19 protein-coding genes and 1 tRNA gene are annotated in these 21306 nt (G+C 41.3%); 11 read left to right on the forward strand and 9 right to left on the reverse strand.

The window, feature by feature from the left end:
* Window positions 1-340: 340 nt before the first annotated feature.
* From H2672_RS01000 to H2672_RS01015, 4 genes are all read right to left on the reverse strand, one after another.
* Window positions 341-829: an amidase domain-containing protein gene (locus H2672_RS01000; RefSeq protein WP_370569571.1), complete on the reverse strand. Its 489-nt coding sequence runs from the start codon at window positions 827-829 to the stop codon at window positions 341-343.
* A 121-nt stretch (window positions 830-950) separates the two neighbouring features.
* Window positions 951-1679 carry an amino acid ABC transporter ATP-binding protein gene (locus H2672_RS01005; protein WP_186668039.1) on the reverse strand — a complete coding sequence of 243 codons (729 nt, stop codon included), beginning with the start codon at window positions 1677-1679 and terminating at the stop codon, window positions 951-953.
* 30 nt (window positions 1680-1709) lie between these two features.
* The gene (locus H2672_RS01010; RefSeq protein WP_186668040.1) at window positions 1710-2372 is read right to left on the reverse strand and encodes an amino acid ABC transporter permease; all 663 of its coding nucleotides are present in this window, start codon (window positions 2370-2372) and stop codon (window positions 1710-1712) included.
* 31 nt (window positions 2373-2403) lie between these two features.
* Window positions 2404-3222 (reverse strand): transporter substrate-binding domain-containing protein, encoded by an 819-nt coding sequence (locus tag H2672_RS01015; RefSeq protein WP_186668041.1) that lies wholly within the window; start codon window positions 3220-3222, stop codon window positions 2404-2406.
* Between the two features lie 780 nt (window positions 3223-4002).
* On the opposite strand from H2672_RS01015, the gene H2672_RS01020 reads away from it, so the two are divergent.
* From H2672_RS01020 to H2672_RS01030, 3 genes are all read left to right on the forward strand, one after another.
* Window positions 4003-5160, forward strand: coding sequence for an RNA-guided endonuclease InsQ/TnpB family protein (locus H2672_RS01020; RefSeq protein WP_186668042.1), 1158 nt, complete (start codon window positions 4003-4005; stop codon window positions 5158-5160).
* A gap of 160 nt (window positions 5161-5320) precedes the next feature.
* Window positions 5321-5803, forward strand: a complete 483-nt coding sequence (locus H2672_RS01025; protein ID WP_186668043.1) for a hypothetical protein — start codon at window positions 5321-5323, stop codon at window positions 5801-5803.
* A gap of 275 nt (window positions 5804-6078) precedes the next feature.
* On the forward strand, window positions 6079-6525 hold the full coding sequence (locus H2672_RS01030; protein WP_186668045.1) for a WapI family immunity protein: 447 nt from the start codon (window positions 6079-6081) through the stop codon (window positions 6523-6525).
* Window positions 6526-6766: 241 nt separating this feature from the next.
* Here H2672_RS01030 and H2672_RS01035 read toward each other — a convergent pair whose 3' ends face one another.
* On the reverse strand, window positions 6767-8440 hold the full coding sequence (locus H2672_RS01035; protein WP_186668047.1) for a sensor domain-containing diguanylate cyclase: 1674 nt from the start codon (window positions 8438-8440) through the stop codon (window positions 6767-6769).
* 208 nt (window positions 8441-8648) lie between these two features.
* Window positions 8649-8721: transfer RNA gene (locus H2672_RS01040), tRNA-Ala, on the reverse strand.
* A gap of 68 nt (window positions 8722-8789) precedes the next feature.
* On the opposite strand from H2672_RS01040, the gene H2672_RS01045 reads away from it, so the two are divergent.
* From H2672_RS01045 to H2672_RS01055, 3 genes are all read left to right on the forward strand, one after another.
* A complete protein-coding gene (locus H2672_RS01045) occupies window positions 8790-9809 on the forward strand; it encodes a DUF2804 domain-containing protein (RefSeq protein WP_186668049.1) in 1020 nt (339 codons plus the stop codon).
* Between the two features lie 148 nt (window positions 9810-9957).
* On the forward strand, window positions 9958-10428 hold the full coding sequence (locus H2672_RS01050) for a YusW family protein (RefSeq protein ID WP_186668051.1): 471 nt from the start codon (window positions 9958-9960) through the stop codon (window positions 10426-10428).
* 151 nt (window positions 10429-10579) lie between these two features.
* Window positions 10580-10984, forward strand: coding sequence for a YusW family protein (locus tag H2672_RS01055; RefSeq protein ID WP_186668052.1), 405 nt, complete (start codon window positions 10580-10582; stop codon window positions 10982-10984).
* Between the two features lie 864 nt (window positions 10985-11848).
* Here H2672_RS01055 and H2672_RS01060 read toward each other — a convergent pair.
* Entirely contained in the window at window positions 11849-13678 is a 1830-nt protein-coding gene (locus tag H2672_RS01060; RefSeq protein ID WP_186668053.1) for an ABC transporter ATP-binding protein, read from the reverse strand.
* Window positions 13659-15401, reverse strand: coding sequence for an ABC transporter ATP-binding protein (locus H2672_RS01065; protein ID WP_186668054.1), 1743 nt, complete (start codon window positions 15399-15401; stop codon window positions 13659-13661). Before H2672_RS01065 ends, H2672_RS01060 begins: the two co-directional genes overlap by 20 nt.
* Window positions 15402-15875: 474 nt before the next feature.
* Here H2672_RS01065 and H2672_RS01070 point away from each other — a divergent pair, with 474 nt between their 5' ends.
* Genes H2672_RS01070 through H2672_RS01085 form a run of 4 tightly spaced genes read left to right on the forward strand, consistent with a single transcriptional unit; the run spans window position 15876 to window position 18550 of the window.
* Window positions 15876-16244, forward strand: a complete 369-nt coding sequence (locus tag H2672_RS01070) for a GntR family transcriptional regulator (protein ID WP_186668352.1) — start codon at window positions 15876-15878, stop codon at window positions 16242-16244.
* 2 nt (window positions 16245-16246) lie between these two features.
* Window positions 16247-17155 (forward strand): ATP-binding cassette domain-containing protein, encoded by a 909-nt coding sequence (locus tag H2672_RS01075; RefSeq protein ID WP_186668055.1) that lies wholly within the window; start codon window positions 16247-16249, stop codon window positions 17153-17155.
* Window positions 17127-17876: a hypothetical protein gene (locus H2672_RS01080; RefSeq protein WP_186668056.1), complete on the forward strand. Its 750-nt coding sequence runs from the start codon at window positions 17127-17129 to the stop codon at window positions 17874-17876. The genes H2672_RS01075 and H2672_RS01080 overlap by 29 nt, the downstream gene beginning before the upstream one ends.
* Window positions 17876-18550, forward strand: coding sequence for a hypothetical protein (locus H2672_RS01085; protein ID WP_186668057.1), 675 nt, complete (start codon window positions 17876-17878; stop codon window positions 18548-18550). Before H2672_RS01080 ends, H2672_RS01085 begins: the two co-directional genes overlap by 1 nt.
* 45 nt (window positions 18551-18595) lie before the next feature.
* Here H2672_RS01085 and H2672_RS01090 read toward each other — a convergent pair whose 3' ends face one another.
* The gene (locus H2672_RS01090) at window positions 18596-19495 is read right to left on the reverse strand and encodes a DMT family transporter (protein WP_186668059.1); all 900 of its coding nucleotides are present in this window, start codon (window positions 19493-19495) and stop codon (window positions 18596-18598) included.
* A gap of 136 nt (window positions 19496-19631) precedes the next feature.
* Here H2672_RS01090 and H2672_RS01095 point away from each other — a divergent pair, with 136 nt between their 5' ends.
* Complete coding sequence (locus tag H2672_RS01095) at window positions 19632-21293, forward strand: sensor domain-containing protein (protein ID WP_186668061.1); 1662 nt, start codon at window positions 19632-19634, stop codon at window positions 21291-21293.
* Window positions 21294-21306: the final 13 nt, after the last annotated feature.

Genomic DNA, 21306 nt, shown 5'->3' on the forward strand with positions numbered 1-21306 from the left:
AAAAGGAAAAACCATAAAAAAGTATCAGCCGCCAAAATTGCATCTTTGGCGGCTTTTCTCCAGGTGAAAAGCAAGGCTATTCTCTCGTCCCCAAAATTTTCAGCACTACGTGAACGTATGCATTTGAAGCACGACGGATGAAGGGCTACCATACGGTTACCAGGAAAACTGTGTAGGGATGCGACAAAATCGCATCCCTACACATCCAGACATCCAGACATCCCGGTAATCGTATAGAAGTCATTCAATCCAAAGTAACCCAAAATCAACTATACACGTAGCGCCCAGTGTATGATCAAGTTTACTTTTTTTATATCAACAGACGTGACAATTATAGTCATTATGAAAACTGGTCATTAATTTTAAAAAAGACATACTTTGCATTTGGTGAAAACATATACGAATCTTTGTATGCCCAGTGACGATGTTGTGCGTTGAATGTATGAGCATTAACGAGCGGCTCTGAACCATCTTTCGCGGTGACGATAGTCGAATGATCAAACCTGCCATCCCCTTCAAAATCATAGGCGATGACATCCCCGAGCCCTAACTCCTGAGCTGTTGAAACTTGTGTTGCCGTCAATCCTTTTTTTGAAGTCGCTAAATACCAGCGCAGCGAATGTGCCACCGACCAACTGAAACTCCACGTTCCCCCTTGGAGCCACCACCCATTTCCGCGATTTGGATAGCCATGCATCGGTGCCCCACCAGCGAGCAAACATTGCGAAATGAAATTAGTACAATCAACATCGAACGCTGGAAATGCTGGATTACGACTATCCCACCACGTATCCGCATAGCGAACAGCCGCTTCCCTGTTGTACATCATCAAACGCCTCCTTTCGTTTAACGTATGAAAACGAAGTGGATGGAATGCGTTGAACCTAAGGTAACTGTGAGGCGAGCACAAAATTGTTTAGACAATAAAAAAAGCCGAACCACTTGAAAATTCAGTGGTTCAGCACTTTAGATAAGAAATTCTTCGCTCGTTCGGAATCTGGGTTTGTAAAGAACTTTGATGGTGGAGCCTTTTCTACAATTTTCCCATCCGCCATAAAGACAATTTCGTCACAAATTTCTTTGGCGAAGCCCATTTCATGCGTAACGACGACCATCGTCATCCCATCGTGTGCCAATTTACGAATTGCATCAAGCACTTCCGTCACCATTTCTGGATCGAGTGCGGATGTCGGTTCGTCGAACAGCATCACTTGTGGATCCATAGCGAGCGACCGTGCAATAGCAACACGTTGCTGTTGTCCGCCCGAAAGCCGGCCAGGATAAGCATCGAATTTATCGCCAAGCCCAAGAGAGATCAGTAATTCTTTCCCTCTCTTTTCCGCTGCCTCTTTGCTCATCCCTTTCACCTTTAACGGTGCCATCGTCACGTTTTGAAGCGCAGTGAGAAATGGGTACAAGTTAAAGTTTTGAAAGACAAATCCGATATTGATACGAGCTTTGTTAATGTCGGTCTTTTTGCCGTGAATGGAAACACCATCCACAATTATTTCTCCATTATCAATTGGTTCTAGCGCATTTAATGTCCGAATGAGCGTTGATTTTCCGGCACCACTGGGTCCAATAAGTGCAATTACGTTAGATTTCGGTACTTCTAGTGATACATCCGTCAGCACTTGATGAGCACCAAAGGATTTATTAACGTTTTTAATGGTAATCATAAATGACACTCCCTCACTACTAGCTTATACTCACACCTCGCGAGATAACAATCTTTTCTCGAAATACCGGATTATCAGCGATAAGCTGAATGTCATAATGAAATAGACTAAGGCAACAAACGTCCACACTTCCAGTGAACGAAACGATGTGGCAACGAGGTTTTTTGCGTTTAACGTTAAATCTGTCGCAGAAATTACTGATACTAAAGATGAATCTTTTATTAGTATAATAAACTGTGACGCTAACGGGGGTAGTACACGACGAAATGCTTGCGGTAATATTATGTATCGCATAGCTTGCGTGTAGGACATTCCCGATGAACGCGCGGCTTCCATTTGACCTTTCGGAACCCCTTGAATTCCAGAACGAACGATTTCGGCAATAAATGCCCCTGTGAAAATGGCAAGTCCAAGAATAGCTCCCCAGTATGCGCCCAATTTTAAAAATTGACCTAGAACAAAAAATATCCATATAAGTAACACAAGTAGCGGTACACCGCGCATAACTTCGACGTATATTGAAGAAAGGAGACGAATAACTTTATTTCTAGAAACACGTCCCATTCCAATAATAATACCAATCGGTATACCGATTAAAAGAGCTAACGCTGAAATTTCCAGCGTCTTAAGCGCTCCTTCGATAAATACGTCCATGTTGCGCGATATGACACTCCAGTCATATTGGTAGCCCATGTTTGTTCCCCCTTAGAAATTGTAGAAGCTGTTATTCGTCTACAACTTCATTTAACCATTCACTTGTTTCAAACCATTTATGACGTGAAGCTAACTCTGATGGGCTTTCAATATAGTTCGCTAAAAATGAGTTGAGCCATAAAATTGTTTCAATATCATTTTTCTTTACTGCAATTCCTAAATTTTCAGAGGAAATTAATCCTTCTAGTGCTTTGACCTGATCACCATTACGTAGTTTCCAGACAGCAATTGCAGGTTCATCGTAAAGAACAGCATCTGCTTGTCCTTGCGCCATTGCTGTTGCAGCAGACGGGAACTCCTCAAAATCCATCACTTCGGCATTTTTAAAAAGATCTTTCGCTAATAGGGCTCCAGTCGTTCCAATACCAACCGCAATTTTCTTTCCTTTCACATCTAAATCTTCCCACGATTTAGTGGAGTTATCAGTAGCTGGCAGCATAAGTGCTTGGCCAGTTTTATAATATGGATTGGAAAAACTGACAGCAAGTGCTCGGTCTCCTCGGATTGTCATACCCGCAAGAATCATGTCGACTTCTCCCGTTTGAAGTGCCGGAACAAGCCCGTCAAATGTGAATTGTTTATACTCCACATCTACTTTTAACCATTCTCCAATAGCATTTGCAGTATCAACATCATAGCCTACAAAATCGCCATTTGGATCTTTCATATCAAACGGGAAGTACCCTGGCGAAATCCCAATTACTAGCTTCTTGTTTTTCGCCACGTTTTGCAGAGTCGAGTTCTCTGTAGTGACGCCCCCACCATCTTTACTACACCCCGCGATTAGTAGAACTGCAATCATGAGTGTTGCTGTTAACCACTTTTTCATTATTCTCCATCCCCCTTAAGTGTTATATAAATAGCATTCACCCATTCCGATGAATTATGTAAAGTATAGAGTAATACTATTAATCTGTCTACAAGAATAATTGAATTATTCCAACCATTTATATGCCATAAATCATGCAGTTGCTAAAGTATGCAAGACTTTAGGCTTTATCTGTAAAGGTAATAAGACATATAGTGCTACTCTGTTAATTTATACTCATCTTTATGTATATTTGATCTTTTAATAAAAAATAGCTTTCGTTTAAACCTAACTTGTTCGGTTGTTGGGGAGAAAACATTTAGTATCAACTCAATAGGGGACATTATTCGCATATGAATTGGTGTCTCCTTTTTCGTTGTCTAATCAATGCTCTATTAAATTGGACTTACTTATTAACACATCAATAGGCATGTAAATTGAATACACCACATAAATTTATGCGGTGTTGCTAAAACCAGTACAAAAACTGATGTAGTTCGATTAATATTAAGCGAACTACTTTTTGAAATAATTTCGGGATTTTTTGTTGAAGTATATTCAATTATTGTGAATGGTTTTTCTTAAACTAACGGGGCAAGTTAGTGTAAAATGAATTTTATAAAATGCTATTTGTAGAAGGAGCAGACTACTGTTATCAAAAATAGTGAAGATTGTATAAAAACATAGTAAAAGATCTAGTAGTTTAAAAGCTTTTCAATGGTTGTCTTTGCGTTAAGTAGGGTAAAGATTGTTGATGGAGTTGGAACGGTCATTGGAAGAACATAAAAGGGGATGCTTGTTTTGAAAAAGGCATATAAAACTGAAGTTCATTTCACCACTTCCCAACAACAAAAAGCCATTCAAACAATCGGTGTTTGCCGGTATGTCTACAATCTTTATCTTGAGACCGCACAAAACCACTATAAAGAAACAAAAAAGTATTTGTCCGGCTTTGACTTTTCAAAATGGCTGAACAATGTGCATACGAAACAAACCGACCAATGGATTAAAGAGGTTTCGAGTAAAGCCGTTAAAAAAGCCATTATGAACGGAGATAGGGCATTTAAGAGTTTTTTTAAAGGATTGGCCAAATTTCCACGCTTTAAAAAGAAGAAAAATCAAGATGTGAAAGCTTATTTTCCGAAAAACAATGCAACAGACTTAATCGTCGAACGTCATCGAATTAAAATCCCAACGTTTGGATGGGTGCGATTAAAGGAATTCGGTTATATTCCAACAGATGCAACAGTCATAAATTGTACACTGTCACAAAAAGCAGGTCGCTATTTTATCGCTGTTTTGTGCGACGTTGAAAAAAGTAAAGCAGCATACAAGAGTGAAACGGATGGAATCGGCGTAGACCTAGGTCTTAAAGAGTTCGCGGTTTGCAGTAACCACCTTGTTTTTGACACTATTAATAAGCGAGAACGAATCATCAAGATGGAAAAGCGCTTGAAAAGGCAACAACGGAAACTAAGTAGATGTTATGAACAAAATAAAAATCGGAAGCGAGGTGAATTCTGCGCTGAAAACAGGCAAAAACAACTGTTGGTTGTTCAAAAATTGCACGCTAGACTCGCAAATGTTAGAAAGGAGTATATTCGATTTGTCGTGAGCGTACTGGTGAAAACCAAACCAGTATTTATCGCCATCGAAGATTTGAACATCAAAGGCATGATGAAAAACCGCCATTTATCCCGCTCAATTGGCCAACAAAACTTCAGGCAGTTTAGGGAATGGCTCATCGCGAAGTGTTTAGAAATCGGAATTGAGATTCGGCTCGTTGATCGCTGGTTCCCCTCTTCGAAACGCTGTTCGGACTGTGGTGAGAAAAACGTTTCTTTATCCCTCGCCGATCGTATTTTCACTTGTGAAAATTGCGGGATGGAAATGGATCGGGATTTCAATGCGAGTTTAAATCTGAAATATACGAAGGAATACACGGTTGTGACAGAATGAAAACCGCGTATCAATAGGGTGGGCTACATCCGAATTTACGCCTGTGGAGTGCTAAACCAACCGTAGTAGCGGGCAAGTGGCGAGGCGGGGTACGAAGAAGCAGGAAAAGTCTAGCGTAGAGAAACTTACACGTTTTTCTATGTTTTTAGTAGCAGTAATCATGAATAAAAATGAGTTTTTTCAATCCCTTGGAGAAATAGTTGTTGCCCCATTGTTTATTGGCAATAGTATGCAAGATTTAAACGAAGAAACAGCAAACAACACTTGGTCAATGTCTATCAGCAAGGAATTAGCGACTGAGATAGTAGTGGAAGATTTCATAGGTTTTTTCCAAAGAGTGATGACCAACAGACGCGAGCAAATAAATGGTTCAAATAATCGAGATGGAATGCTCATCTATATTTGGTTCGAATGGCAATCTGCTCAACTAAAGTTTAATTTAATATCAGATTATGACACTGCCCTACCATTCGGATGTGAAATCGAAATTACACATAAACTTGAGCCTATCATTGAGGAGTTTCTAAGATTTCCATATCACGATGGCTTTCCATTTGAAGAGGTTAGAGATGATGATGAGCAAATGGAAGAAGACGCAAAAGAAGAAACTTTGAAAGTATGCCTCTTCAAAATAAATCGATAATCTTGTTCAACTAACTAGTGCTTTAGTAAAGATTCGGCTGCCTTTACAGGGCAGTTTTTCTTATTGAGTAATGGAGTTAAATACTTCCGTGAATTGGCGTTATGTTAACCTGTTGTGTATGGCGCATACACTCACGATTACCGAATGGATCTTATGTAGCTAATCCTATTCCTTGTTCAACTAATGAAGCAGGTTAGTTCAAGAAACTTATGCTGAATTTCGTTTTAGCCTGATATAATTTAACTATCAGGTTCCTGTCTAGAGAGGTGAGTAATATGAATGAGTTTGTCGTTAGAGGCAACCAAGGTTTTATACGTTTTGAGTTGATAGAAGTTTTTGGATTTCCTAAAGACACAAGTCATAATGGCGGTTATGATGCTAAAGCAATAGTAGAAATTAAGAGTGGAAAATATTATGTACAAGGCGACCTGTGGTTTACCACAGGAGAAGTATTTGAGTTTTATGACCAATTAAAAAGGTGTAATAGCGAACTAAAAGGAGAAGCCACCTTTTGGAGTTCCGAGGCGAATCTAAAGATAGATATTAAATTTAACAATCTAGGACAAATCATAATACAAGGGTATTTTAAAGAACAATCGGGTAAAGATAATGAATTACAATTTGAAATGGATAGCGACCAAAGCTTTATCCCTTCAACACTAGAAGAATTAAAGGAATTTGTATCTTATTATGGAGATATGAAAGGTGTACGAAACAATTAGTGCCTTTTATGTAGGGTAAAACCGATTGTCTTCAAGTAAGGGGTGCTTTAGTAAAATTTGGATAGTAAATATACTTTCAAAAACGCTCGGATTGAGCGTTTTAATTTGCCATTTATATTGTTAATTTGCTGTTGAAACATATGCCGATTAGTATGATATTTACACTGTCAATAGCGTTTTTCTCTCCATCAACCGAACGCTTTCGAAATACTTTGGGGCATAACTATTTGCCGCTCTATCTTCACCTATTGTAAAGGATTTCAAAGGAATTTCCACCTGACTTTTTGGCATCATACATCGCATTATCAGCATTTTTCAATATGGTGGATACAGTTGCCTCAGTGGATAATACAAGTGAAATTCCCATGCTTGCGGTAACGTTCAGCGTAGTATGCTTGATTGACCATTGTGCTTCCATCGCACGTTGGATATTAATTGCAGTTTCCTTTGCAAGTTCTGCTGTTTCCACCTTAGGTAACAAGAGAATGAATTCATCACCGCCAAGACGGGCAGCAATAGCGTCTTTGGGTATACTTCCACATAATCTCCTACCGAATTCTATGATTACACAGTCACCTATTTCATGGCCATATTGATCATTGATACCTTTGAAATGGTCGATATCCAAAAGAAATACCGTAAAACCATTACCCCCATTCTGAAAATGATCCAATTCCATTAGTAGCTGATCTGTGAAAAATCGACGATTGGGTAAATTCGTTAAAAAATCACGGTATGCAAAATACTCAAGTTGCTCTTCATGCTTTTTTTGCAACGTAATATCGCGGATAATTATCACCATATGTTTAAACTTATTCCGTGCATCATAAACTGGAGTGGCCTTTAATTCCGACCAAAGCCATCCATTCAACTTATGCTTTATCCTCAAACGTATACTGCATGTTGTTGCTTCCCGAAGTGCTTGTACAAAATTCTGTTCCATGCGAGAAACATCTTCCAGATGCACATGCCAAGACAATGATTTCGCAGTGTATTCCGTGGAATCGTACCCGTAAATTTGGTTACTAGAAGGAGAAACGTAGAGGTACTCCTGCTTGTCATTTATCAACACGATGACGTCCTGGGCATTCTTTGCAATGATCCGAAAATGTTTTTCGCTTTCAACGAATTTATTGCTCATGTCATCCAGTTCTCTTAAATCCTTCACAATTGCATAAATGCCTACGACTTTATCCCGCACTTCAATCGGTGTGAAGTTGACGAGACAGCTGACACTTGCGCCTAATTTCTCAAGAAAGGTTATACGCTGATCATTAAGCCCATACTCCAATACCTGTTGAAATGATTTAATGGAAAAAACAGGATCACTTGTATCAAGGAATTCGATAAGTGCCCTACCTTTTAATTCATCTAGCGAATAGCCACTGATTTTTTCAACAGCCGTATTGCCGCTCAGAATAACTCCACTTAAATCGGTCGTAAAAACGGCATCAGTATTATTCTCGAACAACGAGCGATAACGTGATTTACTTTCAACAAGCTTATTCCACGAATCTTCACTTTCCAATTTCGCAACTTTTTCATTTGTAACGTCTTTCACAACGCCAACAATATGCGTATATGCGCCCGTCTTGTCGAATAAGGGTGTCAATCTAGCCTCAGAATAACGTCTAATTCCTGAAGGCGATTTATAGGAGTCTTCATAAGTCGTCGTTTTGTTAGTGTTCAATACTTTTCCATATTCGTCGTTCAATAAAATACTTAGTTCTTCATCATGCACTTCACTAAATGTTTTGCCGATAGCATTTTGGTCCAAGTTGGTTTTCTCAATAGCCACGTGATTAAAAAAGGCATAGGTAAAGGTAAAATCTTCTTCAACTTTCACGATAAACACCATATCTACGAGCACTTCTAACAAAGCGGTATCAAAAGGCAACATAATTTCCCGGACCATTCAGAATTTCCTTTCTCAAAAAACAGTAGTGCATTTCTACCTAAATGTTCATATTTCAATATACTCCCAATATAAAGTACTATTAAAGCATAGAGGTAAAGAAATAGTAAGTTTTTAATTTGGTTGCAAGTAAAATTGCTATGAACTAACGATTCCTAAAAAAAAAGAACCCTTATACATCAAGGGTTCTACGTATTTTAAAAATATATGGAGCATAGGGGGCTCGAACCCCTGACCTCTTCACTGCCAGCGAAGCACTCTCCCAGCTGAGCTAATGCCCCGTATCTTTGATACAATAAGAAGTATAGCAAGATGATTCGAAAAAGACAATAGGCAGGGGGAAGTCTATATGCAGCATGCAGAAAGAGAAATTACCGAACCCGTTGCGTTATGTGACGACAAAGGGTTATTGAATCCAGAAGCAATCGGCTTCGCACGTCAGCCTTTCATCCAGAGCAATCTCAAGAACCACTTCATGCGCAAGAAGAAGTGGAATTATTGGTGTGTTTACGGGGAAGATTTGTTATTTTCCGCAACGATTAGCCATCTCGATTATGCAGCTGTCTGCTTTGTCTATATTTTAAATTATGAAACGCAGCGATTTTATGAAAAGCAGGTAACGATTCCAATTGGGCGCAATGTGAAAATGCCTGAAAACGTACTGGATGGCGTTAAATTTGTGAATGACAACCTGACTGTGCAAATCATACATATTCAAGGCGAAACACATCTGTCCGTGACCATCCCAGACTTTGATAATGAAGTACTGCATGCAGATTTCCACATTGGACATCCAGTTGACGATGAATCATTGAATGTTGTTATACCTAGGAGCAGGGACATTTTCCAGTTCACAGCTAAGCACCATTCATTACCAACATCCGGGTTCGTTAAAATCGGCGACAAACGGTATGATTTCAATCCAGATTATAGTTTTGCTGTTCTCGATTATGGTAGAGGTATTTGGCCGCGAAAAGCAGAATGGAACTGGGCAATGGCATCGCAACGACTTGGTGGTCGTCGCATTGGACTTAATTTCGGTGGTAAATGGACGGATGGGACAGGCATGACTGAAAATGCGGTATTCGTTGATGGTTTGATGACCAAAATTCATGAGGATGTTCTGTTTACATACAATAATAAAAACTTCATGATGCCTTGGAAAATTCGAACGAAGTTCTCAGACACCGTCAATATAACATTTACGCCTTTTTTTGAACGTGTTTCTATGACGAATGTCCGACTCGTACGCACAGAAGTCCATCAAGTAGTCGGTTACTTCAACGGGACAGTACGCTTACATGACGGCTCCATCCTACAAATTCGCAACATGCTTGGCACCACGGAAGAACATATCGCGAAATGGTAAGTAACTCGATTGAATTTGCACATTATACATTCCTTTTACTAGCCGGCTAAAATGCCGGTTTTTTTATTTGTGTACGTATTTTGTTTAGAAAGTAGGTTTTTAGGCAAAATAATAGATAAGACAACAGATCCGAAAGGCAGTGAGTTTTTTGAGGAAATTGAATGCAGTAGGTACAATCGTTATTACAGGTGCATTGCTAATGGGCGGCTGCGGCAACTTCGGGAAAAATGCAGATAAGCCAAACCGCGAAGAAGCAGTAATTATTAATGAAGATGAGAAAGTCGGCGGATCCATCGAAACTGGTGATGGATACGGTTTTACGTCATTCGATCTTGAAATCGATATCGATGGCAAAGATGCAATTGACGCTAATTACGATGTGACAAAAAAAGCAAATGCAGATTATGAAAATAAACTGCAGAATATCAAGCTAAAAGATAATAAAGCGATGGATGAGCTCAACAAAATGTTCATAGAAATTCGTATTACAAAAGATACACCTCAACAAGAAGTGATTGATAAGGTTCTCCAATGGTTTGGGTTGGAAACTTACTCAAAATTCGACCTTGAAGTCGATTTTGACGATGGTACGTTACTCAATATCGAAGATGTTAAGTGATGGTTGAAAGAGCTAGAATATATATCATATTTCATTTTAAAACCAGCTAAGCTGCTGGTTTTTTTCATTTCATAAAATCCTTATTGTTTAATCTTACAAGATTAGGGTCAAAATATTATAGTGGAAAACAAAAACAAAGGGATGTGTAGATTTGATTAAACTAAAACTGTTTGGACTCGTGATCTTAGCCACGGCTTTGATTATAGGCGGATGTGGAAAAAAGGTACATAACACGGACACTGCATACGGTTTCACTAAATTCGAACTTAAAATCGATGTGAGTGGCGAAGAGGATGTTAAAGCTGAGTACAAAATGAAAACAAATAAGATTGAAGCGGAATATATAAATAAAGCTCACAAAATTAAACTTAAAGGTGATCCCGCGATGGATGAGCTCAATAAAATTTTCACAGAAATAGAACTTACAAAAGATCAATCGCAACAAGATGTAATTGATAAAGTATTGAAGGCGGTCGATGTCGATAACTTCTCGAAATTCAAACTTAAAATCGAATACGACAATGGTACAAAGCTAGAGTTTGAAGATGAATTATGAGACTACAGAAAAGGCTACAAGGACACAACATCCCTTGTAGCCTTATTTTGTGCTGTTTTCGCTCTTCTATTCTGTCTAGACTCCAGCGCCTAGCTCGCTGTGGAAAAGATGAAAGAACCAAAAGCCAAAGGGCGGCTTCCGGGTCTTTCCCTTTTTCCTTCACGAGCTACACAGGCGCTTCCGCTTTTCTAGACTGTCTAGACTCCAGCGCCTAGCTCGCTGTGGAAAAGATGAATGACCCATAAGCCAAAGGGCGGCTTCCGGGTCTTTCCCTTTTTCCTTCACGAGCTACACAGGCGCCTTCGCTTTTCTATACTGTCTAGACTCCAGCGCCTAGCTCGCTGTGGAAAAGATGAAAGAACCAAAAGCCAAAGGGCGGCTTCCGGGTCTTTCCCTTTTTCCTTCACGAGCTACACAGGCGCTTCCGCTTTTCTAGACTGTCTAGACTCCAGCGCCTAGCTCGCTGTGGAAAAGATGAAAGAACCAAAAGCCAAAGGGCGGCTTCCGGATCTTTCCCTTTTTCCTTCACGAGCTACACAGGCGCTTCCGCTTTTCTAGACTGTCTAGGCTCCAGCGGCCAAACGCTCGGGTCATAAGTCATACCAGCTTTGTGGCAAAGTACGCCACTCCGCCGGCACGCCTTATGCCTCCCGCAGGCCTACAGGATGTAGGTCATGCAGCCTTTGCCACAGGAAGTGGCGTACTTAGGCTGCGTTCCTTTGAAACGGCCGCCTTCGCTTTTCTATACTGTCTAGACTTCAGCGCCTAGCTCGCTGTGGAAAAGATGAAAGAACCAAAAGCCAAAGTGCGGCTTCCGGATCTTTCCCTTTTTCCTTCACGAGCTACCCAGGCGCTTACGCTTTTCTAGACTTTCGATTCCAGCAACATATTGTAAAAAACACCTTGTCGTTCAATCAATTCTTCTTGGTTTCCAAACTCTATTAGTTTCCCTTGCTCCATAACATAAACGGTATCGGCTTTCCGAACGGTGTTCAATCTATGTGCAATAACAAAACTGGTCCTGCCTTCCATAAGGCGATCGAGTGCTTCCTGGATTTCCAGCTCTGTCACCGTATCGATACTGCTCGTGGCTTCATCGAGAAGGAGAAGTACTGGATCTGCAACGAGCGCTCTCGCAATTGACAGCAACTGCTTCTGCCCCTGTGAAATCTCGCCGCCATCTGCCGTCAATACAGTGTCATAGCCCTCTTCCAGCCGACTAATGAAACTATGCGCATTGGCCTGTTTTGCCGCCTTGATGACTTCTTCATCTGTGGCGTCAAGTTTTCCATAACGAATATTTTCAAGGACTGTTGCTTCGAATAGAAATGGGTCTTGCAAGACAAATGCCGTCTGGCTACGAAGTGTTTTCCGCGGCAACTTGCTAATCGGAATGCCATCGATAAAGATTTCTCCTTTATCGACTTCATAGAACCTGGCAAGCAACTGCATAATCGTTGTCTTCCCCGCCCCCGTGGCCCCAACAAACGCCGCTGTTTCCCCCGCCTTCACACGAAATGATAAATCGTTAATTGTATAGCCGTCCGTTTCGACTGCATAACCGAAGGATACGTTGCGGAATTCGACTTCTCCCCTGAGGATCATATTCACATTTTCCGTCGCCTCATCCTTCTCGACTGGTTCATCCATAATCTTAAAGACGCGCTCCGCTCCCGCGATTGCCGACAGCACTGTGTTAAATTGGTTGGCAAGATCATTAAGCGGACGTGTGAACTGGCGTGCAAATTCCGAGAATATGACGATTGTCCCGACCGTTACAACGCCGTCCCCTCTTAACGCAAGCAATCCACCCACCCCTGCAACGACCGCAAAACTCGCGTTGTTTAACATATTCATCACTTTGGGGATAAAGCCAGAGTAAGTCAACGCCCAGAAACCGGTTCGTCGAAGTCGCTCACTCTTCTGCGCAAACTCTTCCATTACACGTTCTTCCTGTGAAAATGCTTTGACAATGCGCTGCCCGGAAATCGTTTCTTCAATCATTCCGTTTAACTCGCCCACTGCTTGCTGCTGTTCTTTAAATAAAGGTCCCGTACGGCGCGTAATCCACCGAATCGCTACGAACATCACTGGAACAATGATCATCGTCAGCAGTGTCAATAACGGGCTTAAGTAAAGCATGACCCCGAACGTTCCGGTCAGCGTCAAGATGCTTGAAAATACTTGGATGAAAGATGAGTTCAGCGTTTGGCTAACGTTTTCAATATCGTTGGTAATTCGGCTCATCAGTTCACCGTGCTGCCGTTTATCAAAAAATGTGACTGGCAACTTCTGAAGATGGGCAAACAAGCTCGTCCTTAAGCGGAAAACGGTTTGTTGTGCGATGCCAACCATCCAATAGTTTTGGAAATACATCGCAAGTGATAAGCCTATATAGATAGCGATAAGCCACCCGATACTTCCGCCTAAACCCGCGAACTTCATTGGAATAATATAGTTATCAATAATTTTACCAATCATCAATGGCCCAAGAAGCGCCAGGATTGAACTGACGAAAACAAGTGCGAGCACAGCAATTAGCAGGCCCCGCTGTTCATCGACAAGTTGCCATATCCGGTAAAGAACTGATTTCCAGTTACTAGCACGTTCTTTTTTCTTCTTCCCGGTACCATTAATATCTTCCTTTGATAGGATTGGCTCGTAGCCGAACGGTTTACGAATTGCGCGTAACATCAGCCGACACCTCCTCATCGGATTGGGATTCCGCAATTTTCCGATACAGTACGGACTGTTCCATCAAATCGTCATGTGTACCATAGCCGACAACCTGCCCTTCATCTAAAAGAAGGATTTTGTCGGCCCCTTGTGCAGTTCGGATTTTCTGTGTGACAACAAGCATCGTCGCTTCTTCCCCTTCAAGTGCATCCCATAGTGCTGTTTCCGTTTTCACGTCAAGCGCACTTGTACTGTCATCGAGGATCAAGATGGATGGTTTCCGAACAAGTGCCCTTGCAATGGATAGCCGCTGTTTCTGACCACCCGATAAGTTGACACCTTTCTGCCCGACTCTTGTTCCATATTTTAGCGGGAACAGATCAATCGATTCATGGATTTGTGCTTTTTTTGCCGCCTCTTCCAGTTCGTCGACATCCGCCTCCATATCGCCCCATGATAAGTTATCCAGAATCGATCCTGTGAATAAAATCGATTGCTGCGGCACGAGCCCGATTGTATCCCTCAAATCTTTCAGCGGCCAGTCCTCTACTTCAGTTCCACTGACATAGATCTTCCCTTGTGTTTTTTCAAATATACGGGGAATAAGATTAAGCAATGTAGATTTTCCGGACCCAGTTGCTCCCATAATAGCTAGTTTTTCTCCCGGTGAAACGTGGAACGACACGTTAGCTAATATCGGTTCCACCTTGCCCGGATACATGAACGATACGTTTTCGAATTCCAAATCGCCTTCATTACGCAATAGTCCTGTACTTTCCGAACTATTGATCTCCAAGCCTTCATTCGCAATCAGCACTTCTTCCATCCGTTCGGAAGATGCTTTTGCACGCGAGAATGCCACAATGATGAATGAGAACATCGAGAACGCACCTGTCATGCGCATTGCGTAGTTTACAATCGCTACTAGTTCTCCTATTTGTGCGCCGCCTTCACGAACTTCAATTGCACCGAACCAGAGTACAGCCATCAAACTGACGTTCATAACAAACAACAGGATTGGCAAGATAAGCTCCATCATCCGCATCGCTTTGACGGTATCTGTTCTTAACAGATCAGATACTTTTGAGAAGCGGCTTGCTTCATAAGCCCCGCGTAAAAACGCTTTAATAACCCGTACAGCCTGTAAGTTTTCTTGAATGACACGGTTTACTCGGTCAAGTCTGCGCTGTACAAGCGAAAAATAACTGACCCCTTTTTTTGCCATAAAATAAAGAAAAATCAGCAATAATGGTGCCCCAACTACAAGGAATAATGCTAATTTCACATTGACGAAAAAGGCCATAATCAGACTTCCAATTACGAGCAATGGTGCACGCATCATGATCCGAAGTCCCATAAACAGGACGTTTTGAACCATCGTGACATCACTTGTCAAGCGTGTGATGAGTCCCGATGTCGGGAACCGAAGAAAAGTCGCCATGGAAAACGCTTGTACTTGGCGAAACAATGCCTGTCGCAAATCAAATCCAAAACTTTGTGCCGCATGTGCAGCGAAGAATGAATTGATGGCCCCCGAAAAGAAAGCGACAAACGCCAGTGCCATCATAACGCTTCCCCACGTCCAGATAACAGCCTCATTCCCCACCATGATGCCATCATCTATAATTTTTTTGATGAGTAGCGGCTGAATTAGCTCGACAGATAATTCCAGTAACATAAGAAATAATGCTATGACGATAGGCCATTTATATGGCAACGCATATGAAAAAACTGTTTTCATCTTTTTGACCCCCAAAAACTCTTTCGTTTCACGAATTACTTCTCGATAGAACTTATTATGCCACAGCGACCAAGTTGTGTATAGTCAAATCGACTGAATTGTAGGATATCTCAGAGTCATTCTTCTGTAACCATGAGCAACAGTTTTTTCGTAGATTCTTGCGTAAATCTAAGCAACAAATTCTTTTTCAATTACTTTAATTACAACTTTCGAATTCTAATTGCAACTTGGATACTCTAATTGCAACTTTCGAAACCTAATTGCAACTCCGACTATCTAATTGCAAACCCGGACAACGAAGAGTCCGGGTTCTGCGTGATTTACGCGATTTTTGCGTAAATCCAAGCAACAAACCCCTTCTCCTAATCAAGATCCCAAATTTTCCAGTTATCTGTTGTTTTTCATTCTCAAATAGCATATAGTACATTACAACAGTAATGCACTAACTAATTGGAGGTGACACCGGTGCTTAACATGGACGGCTCGAAACCCATTTACGTCCAAATTGCGGAATGGATTGAAACAGAAATAATCGACGGCACACTTTCACCCGATGATAAAGTCTATTCCCAATATCAACTTGCGGAACTCTTCACGATTAATCCAGCAACGGCCGGCAAAGGACTTACGCTATTGCTCGAAGCGGAAGTTGTCTACAAGCGACGTGGTTTAGGAATGTTTGTTGCGTCGGATGCCCGCGACAAACTATTTGCCAAACGAAAAGAAGAAACGCTGCGGCGACTTATTAGGGAACTGCTCAATGAAGCCGCACTTCTTGGTGTCGACGATTCACATCTGCTGTCAATGATTGAAGCAGAACGAGCGAGGATAAAGGGGGAATAAACATGACAGTAATTGAATTTAACGATGTGACGAAAACATATGGCAGACGTACCGTGTTGGATAAGATGAATTTCAGCATTCGACAGGGCGTTCTTACAGGAATCATCGGACGTAATGGTGTCGGTAAATCTACGCTAATGAAAATCGCCGTGGGACATATTCAAGCCACGTCCGGAGATGTCCGCGTTTTTTCAGTCAATCCTTTCAACAGTTTGAAAGTGTCTGCGAATTCTATCCTCGTTGACGATGCAATGAGTTTTTCTGACAAACTGACGTTGAAGGATATCCTGCAGGAAGCGGGACGTTTCTATCCGAACTGGGATGGGCCGCTTGCACAACGGTTGTTCGATTATTTTGGCTTTCATTCGAATGCCCGCCAGGTAGATCTTTCTAAAGGGAAGAAAAGTACATTCAATGCCATTATTGGCCTCGCCTCTCATTGTCCAGTAACGATTTTCGACGAACCGACCACTGGTATGGATACCGTCGCGCGAAAAGACTTTTACCGTGCGCTGCTAAAAGATTATATTGCCCATCCACGGACCATTTTAGTATCTAGCCATCACCTTGAAGAAGTAGAAGACTTGCTTGAGGATATTCTTTTAATTCACAATAAAACGGCCCTTTTTCACGGTCCTGCAACAGATTTACAAGAAATGTTCGTTAACTTAATTGGCAAAGAGGAAAAGATTAGTACCTTCATTGCAGATAGAGAAATTATCAGCAGCCAGATAAATGGTTCTTACAGTGAAATACTCGTCAAAAACACATTCACTTCTGATGAAAAGTCACATTTACACACACAAGGCATCCAACTAGTCCCTGTCTCGGCGGACGATGCATATGTTGCACTGACAACCGGGAAAAAAGGAGGAATCGATCATGTATTTAACGGAACCACGGCTGACTAATATCGTCAAAAAACAATTTCTTCATAAATTGAATGCCTATACAGGTGTCTTTAACTCACTAATTGTTATGCAACTAATTGGGATTTTCTTTGGTTATGGAGCCGGTAGTGGCGGATCAAGTAATGGAGGTACGCTGACGATAGACTATAGGTTGTCAACTGGGGATGGTCCGGTTATCCTTACACTTCTTTGGGCATTTTCAATGGGCATCCTTGTTACAACACTAGCTTATCGTAACGATGCTTTTTCGTTCATATCAAACCGGCTTAGCCACAACATATCCAGCATTCTATTTTTGCTATTCGCGTCCGCCATCGCCGGTACCCTAGCACCCCTTGCAGGTTCAATCATTAAATTTATCTCTTTATTTCAAAGTAATCCCTTTTTCACGGAAGCATCAGGACTGGTTAGTTCTCCGACTGACTTTTCCATCGGGGTCATGACTTCAATCCTTTACACCGTCCTGTTTGCAAGCTTAGGTTATGTTGTGGGTTCATTCGTCCAGCGCAGCAAGTTCGTTCTGCCACTTCTCATTGCGGCAATCTTTGTGTTTCCACTTCTCCAGTTAAATATGGGCGGCCTAGATTTTATTGCGAAAATTGTTGCTTTCTTTGGTTCTGAAACATCGTTACTCCTTTTCCTTATGAAAATAGTTGTAACAGTTAGCATATTTTTCGCCATTTCCATCAGGGTTACAACTAAAACGGAGGTGAGGAAATAATGTCTGGTCTTTTATCTCTTATCTTTATCGCTTTAATTATCTGGTACTTCCTGCAAGGAAGAAAAAAGTCGACACGGCAGATGACTAAAAAATGGACGTATGTGTTTTTGGCAACATATGCAGCCATTTTAATCATTGCAACGATTGCAGTAGAACTAGTTGATACCACTTCTTTAAACGGTCAACCAGAAGCGGAATCAAATGAAAACCTTAATCTGATAACGAATGCCATACAAAACGGAGATATCGGATCCATCGATTCTTCCAAGATTCTCAATAAAAGAACGCAGACGATAGGAAAAACACTCCAAATGAATGCGCAAGGCAATGACATCCATTCAACAATTATTGTAGAACGTAAAAGTGAAAATGATGGATTGATTGAAGAAACACTCATTAAGCCCCTTCTTCTGTTGGGCGATTATGATTTCTCAAACCAACTTAACTACAAAATACCAGAATGGACAACAGACTCGGTCACGTTCCTAGAACCACCCCTTACCGAAATAACCTATACCACTTATCAGGAAGCCTATCTGTTAAGTCAGTTCACACATACATCCCGACAAAGGAATAATTCTCACCACACTTCGGAGCGCCAGATTGCCGTACATCTGCTAGTCCCAAAAGATTTGATCATCACCGCAGACGAACGTCTCTACATCAACGAATAACAAAAGGACCGGAAATCCCAAATGGGAACCGGTCCTTCCACTATTCTATGTTTTCACCTTACTACCTGCAATCGACAGCCAAGTCACCCCGATAAGCATGATTATCGCCCCTGTCAATTGCCACATACCAAGTACCTGACCGAACCAGATGACGGAAATAACCATTGCTGTCAGCGGTTCAAAGCTCGATAATATGCTTATTTCCACCGGTGATATGTATTTCATGCTACTCATGAACAAGATGAATGCAACGGTCCCTATTACAATGACGAGTAGGAGCATGCCCGCTATGGTCCAATCTGCTAAATAGTCCAAGTGGGTAAAAACTGTCAATGGATTCGTAACTAAAAGCGTTATTCCCCCGATAATCATCCCCCAGCCAATTGATAGCAGAACTCCCCATTCTTGCATTAGCCGAACGGGATATAACGTGTAAAACGAGAAGGCAAAACCAAGTGCAAGTCCCCATAAAACCGCAACTTTGCTCAGTGCAAAGCCTGAAAACGAGCCGTTTGTCAAAAGGAGGAGTAACCCTACTAGTGTCACGAACATTCCAAGTACCTGCACGATTGGCGGCCAAGTCTTTTGCGACGCCGTTACAAATATGATGATAAAAATCGGTGCAAGGAACTGAAACAATGTCGCAATGATTGCATTACTCGTATTAATGGACGCGGCAAACGTGAATTGGACCCCGAGCATGCCAAATACTCCAAAAAGAAGAAGCTGGCGGGCCCACACTTTATGTTGCCACGGAAGAGTGATGCGCTTTCCCTGTAACTTCAGCATAGCTAGCAAAAACGAGCCTGCGAGTAGGAGACGAACTGTCAGCATGAAAGAAACCGACATCTCACTATGCAACAACATCCATTCCATCATTGGACCCGTGGCGCCCCAAAGTACTGCACCCGAAACAATTAGAGCAATACCTTTTAATCTTCCCATGCCTTTCCACCCCCTAATTTTACTATTTATCTACAATTACGGATATTTAATTAATGATTTATCACTTTCATGATGTACAGACACAAGAACTTCACTATAATAGTAGTAGTATCTATATCGGGAAGGAGACATTTATATGAAGCCAGATTATGGACAACTCGCGCCGGAACTGCCGGACATAATGAATAGTCTCGAGCAATTTTATATGGTAACCCGAACAGATAGTGAAGGTTCGATTATTTATACAAACAAAAACTTTTTGGAAACAAGTAAATGGACACCTAGACGAGTGCTTGGAAATACATTGTGGCAAATGTTCCCGGAAACTGTTGAAGGTCAAAGTCAAGCACATGCCATCTGGAAAAGCATAAAGGCAGGAAAAACATGGTCCGGTACGGTTGAAAAAGTAACACGTTTGGGTGAACCGTATTTTGTAAATATGATTGCCATTCCCAGTATGCCCTCACATGAAAATCCATTCTCTGTTACTTACCTTGAATTGGATATCACTGAAGACGTACAATTACGGAACCAGCTTCAACAAATTGCATTCATTGACTACGAGACCGGGTTAATGAGTCGTTACAAACTTGAAACGACCGTAGCGGAAATTATTGAAGAGGCAAAAAATTTCTCATTTGTCTTCATAACCATTGATCACTATTATACATTGAAAGACCTTCAATCTTCCGAATCAAAGATCGAACTTATTAAATCATTTTCAAATAGGCTCAAGCGGTATTTCCAGGATAATCTACTAGCCAGGGTTGGTGCTAATGAGTTTATCGTCCTAACCGCTTTCGGAGATTGGTATGTGCAAGGCTTTCTACTATTCCTTGAACAGCAACCGATTTATATCAATAATGTTGCCATTTCGTTATCTATTAGCGGTGGCGTCGTTCGTTATCCCGAAGACCAGAAAACCTATAACCATCTTATGAAAGCCGCATTGGCCGCTACAAAAGATGTTATCAATAATGGTGGAGGTAAGATTTCTTCACTCTCAGCCGCATCGCATAAAGTGCTTAATAGGCGAGCAATTATTGACCAAAAAATGTTATCTGCCCTTAACCACAATAATTTTCAAGTCGTCTACCAACCACTATTTGATATCAAGTCTGGTGAAGTGACGCTATACGAAGCGCTCGTTCGTTGGGAAGATGAGGATCTTGGTACTATCACGCCTGACGAGCTTATCCCAATTGCAGAAGAGAACGGTCTTATTCATAATATTGGCGCTTTTGTACTTGAAGAAGCCTCCACGCTTGCCGCACTGTGGAATAAACAAGGCCGTCATGTAGGTATTTCAGTAAATACTTCCGTTCGCGAGTTCAGTAATATGCAGATGAAAAACAAAGTTATGGACATCCTTAATAAGACAAAATGCCCTGCAAATTGTATCCAGTTTGAAATAACCGAGAAATTCGCTTTTCAAGCTGAAGAGGAAAATTCAATCGTCCTTCAAATGAAAGAACTTCAAGACGCAGGGATTGAGTTTGCACTAGATGATTTTGGTACCGGATATGCTTCATTCCGGTATATGCAGTATCTACCGATCACAAAAGTGAAAATCGATAAGGTATTTATCGATTCCTTGACGACACAGCCAAAAACGCAGCAACTCGTCGAAGGGATGATACGTTTCAGCAAATCGATGGGATTATATACCGTAGCAGAAGGCGTTGAAACACAGGAGCAGTACAAGCTTCTCGAGAAAATGGGTGCAGATGCCGTACAGGGTTATTATATCGGCATGCCGGTAACATCTGATAACATTAAATTTAATGATGTGAAATAACGAAACGGAGTAT

The organism is Sporosarcina sp. BP05 (assembly GCF_014282005.1).
GTDB lineage: Bacteria > Bacillota > Bacilli > Bacillales_A > Planococcaceae > Sporosarcina.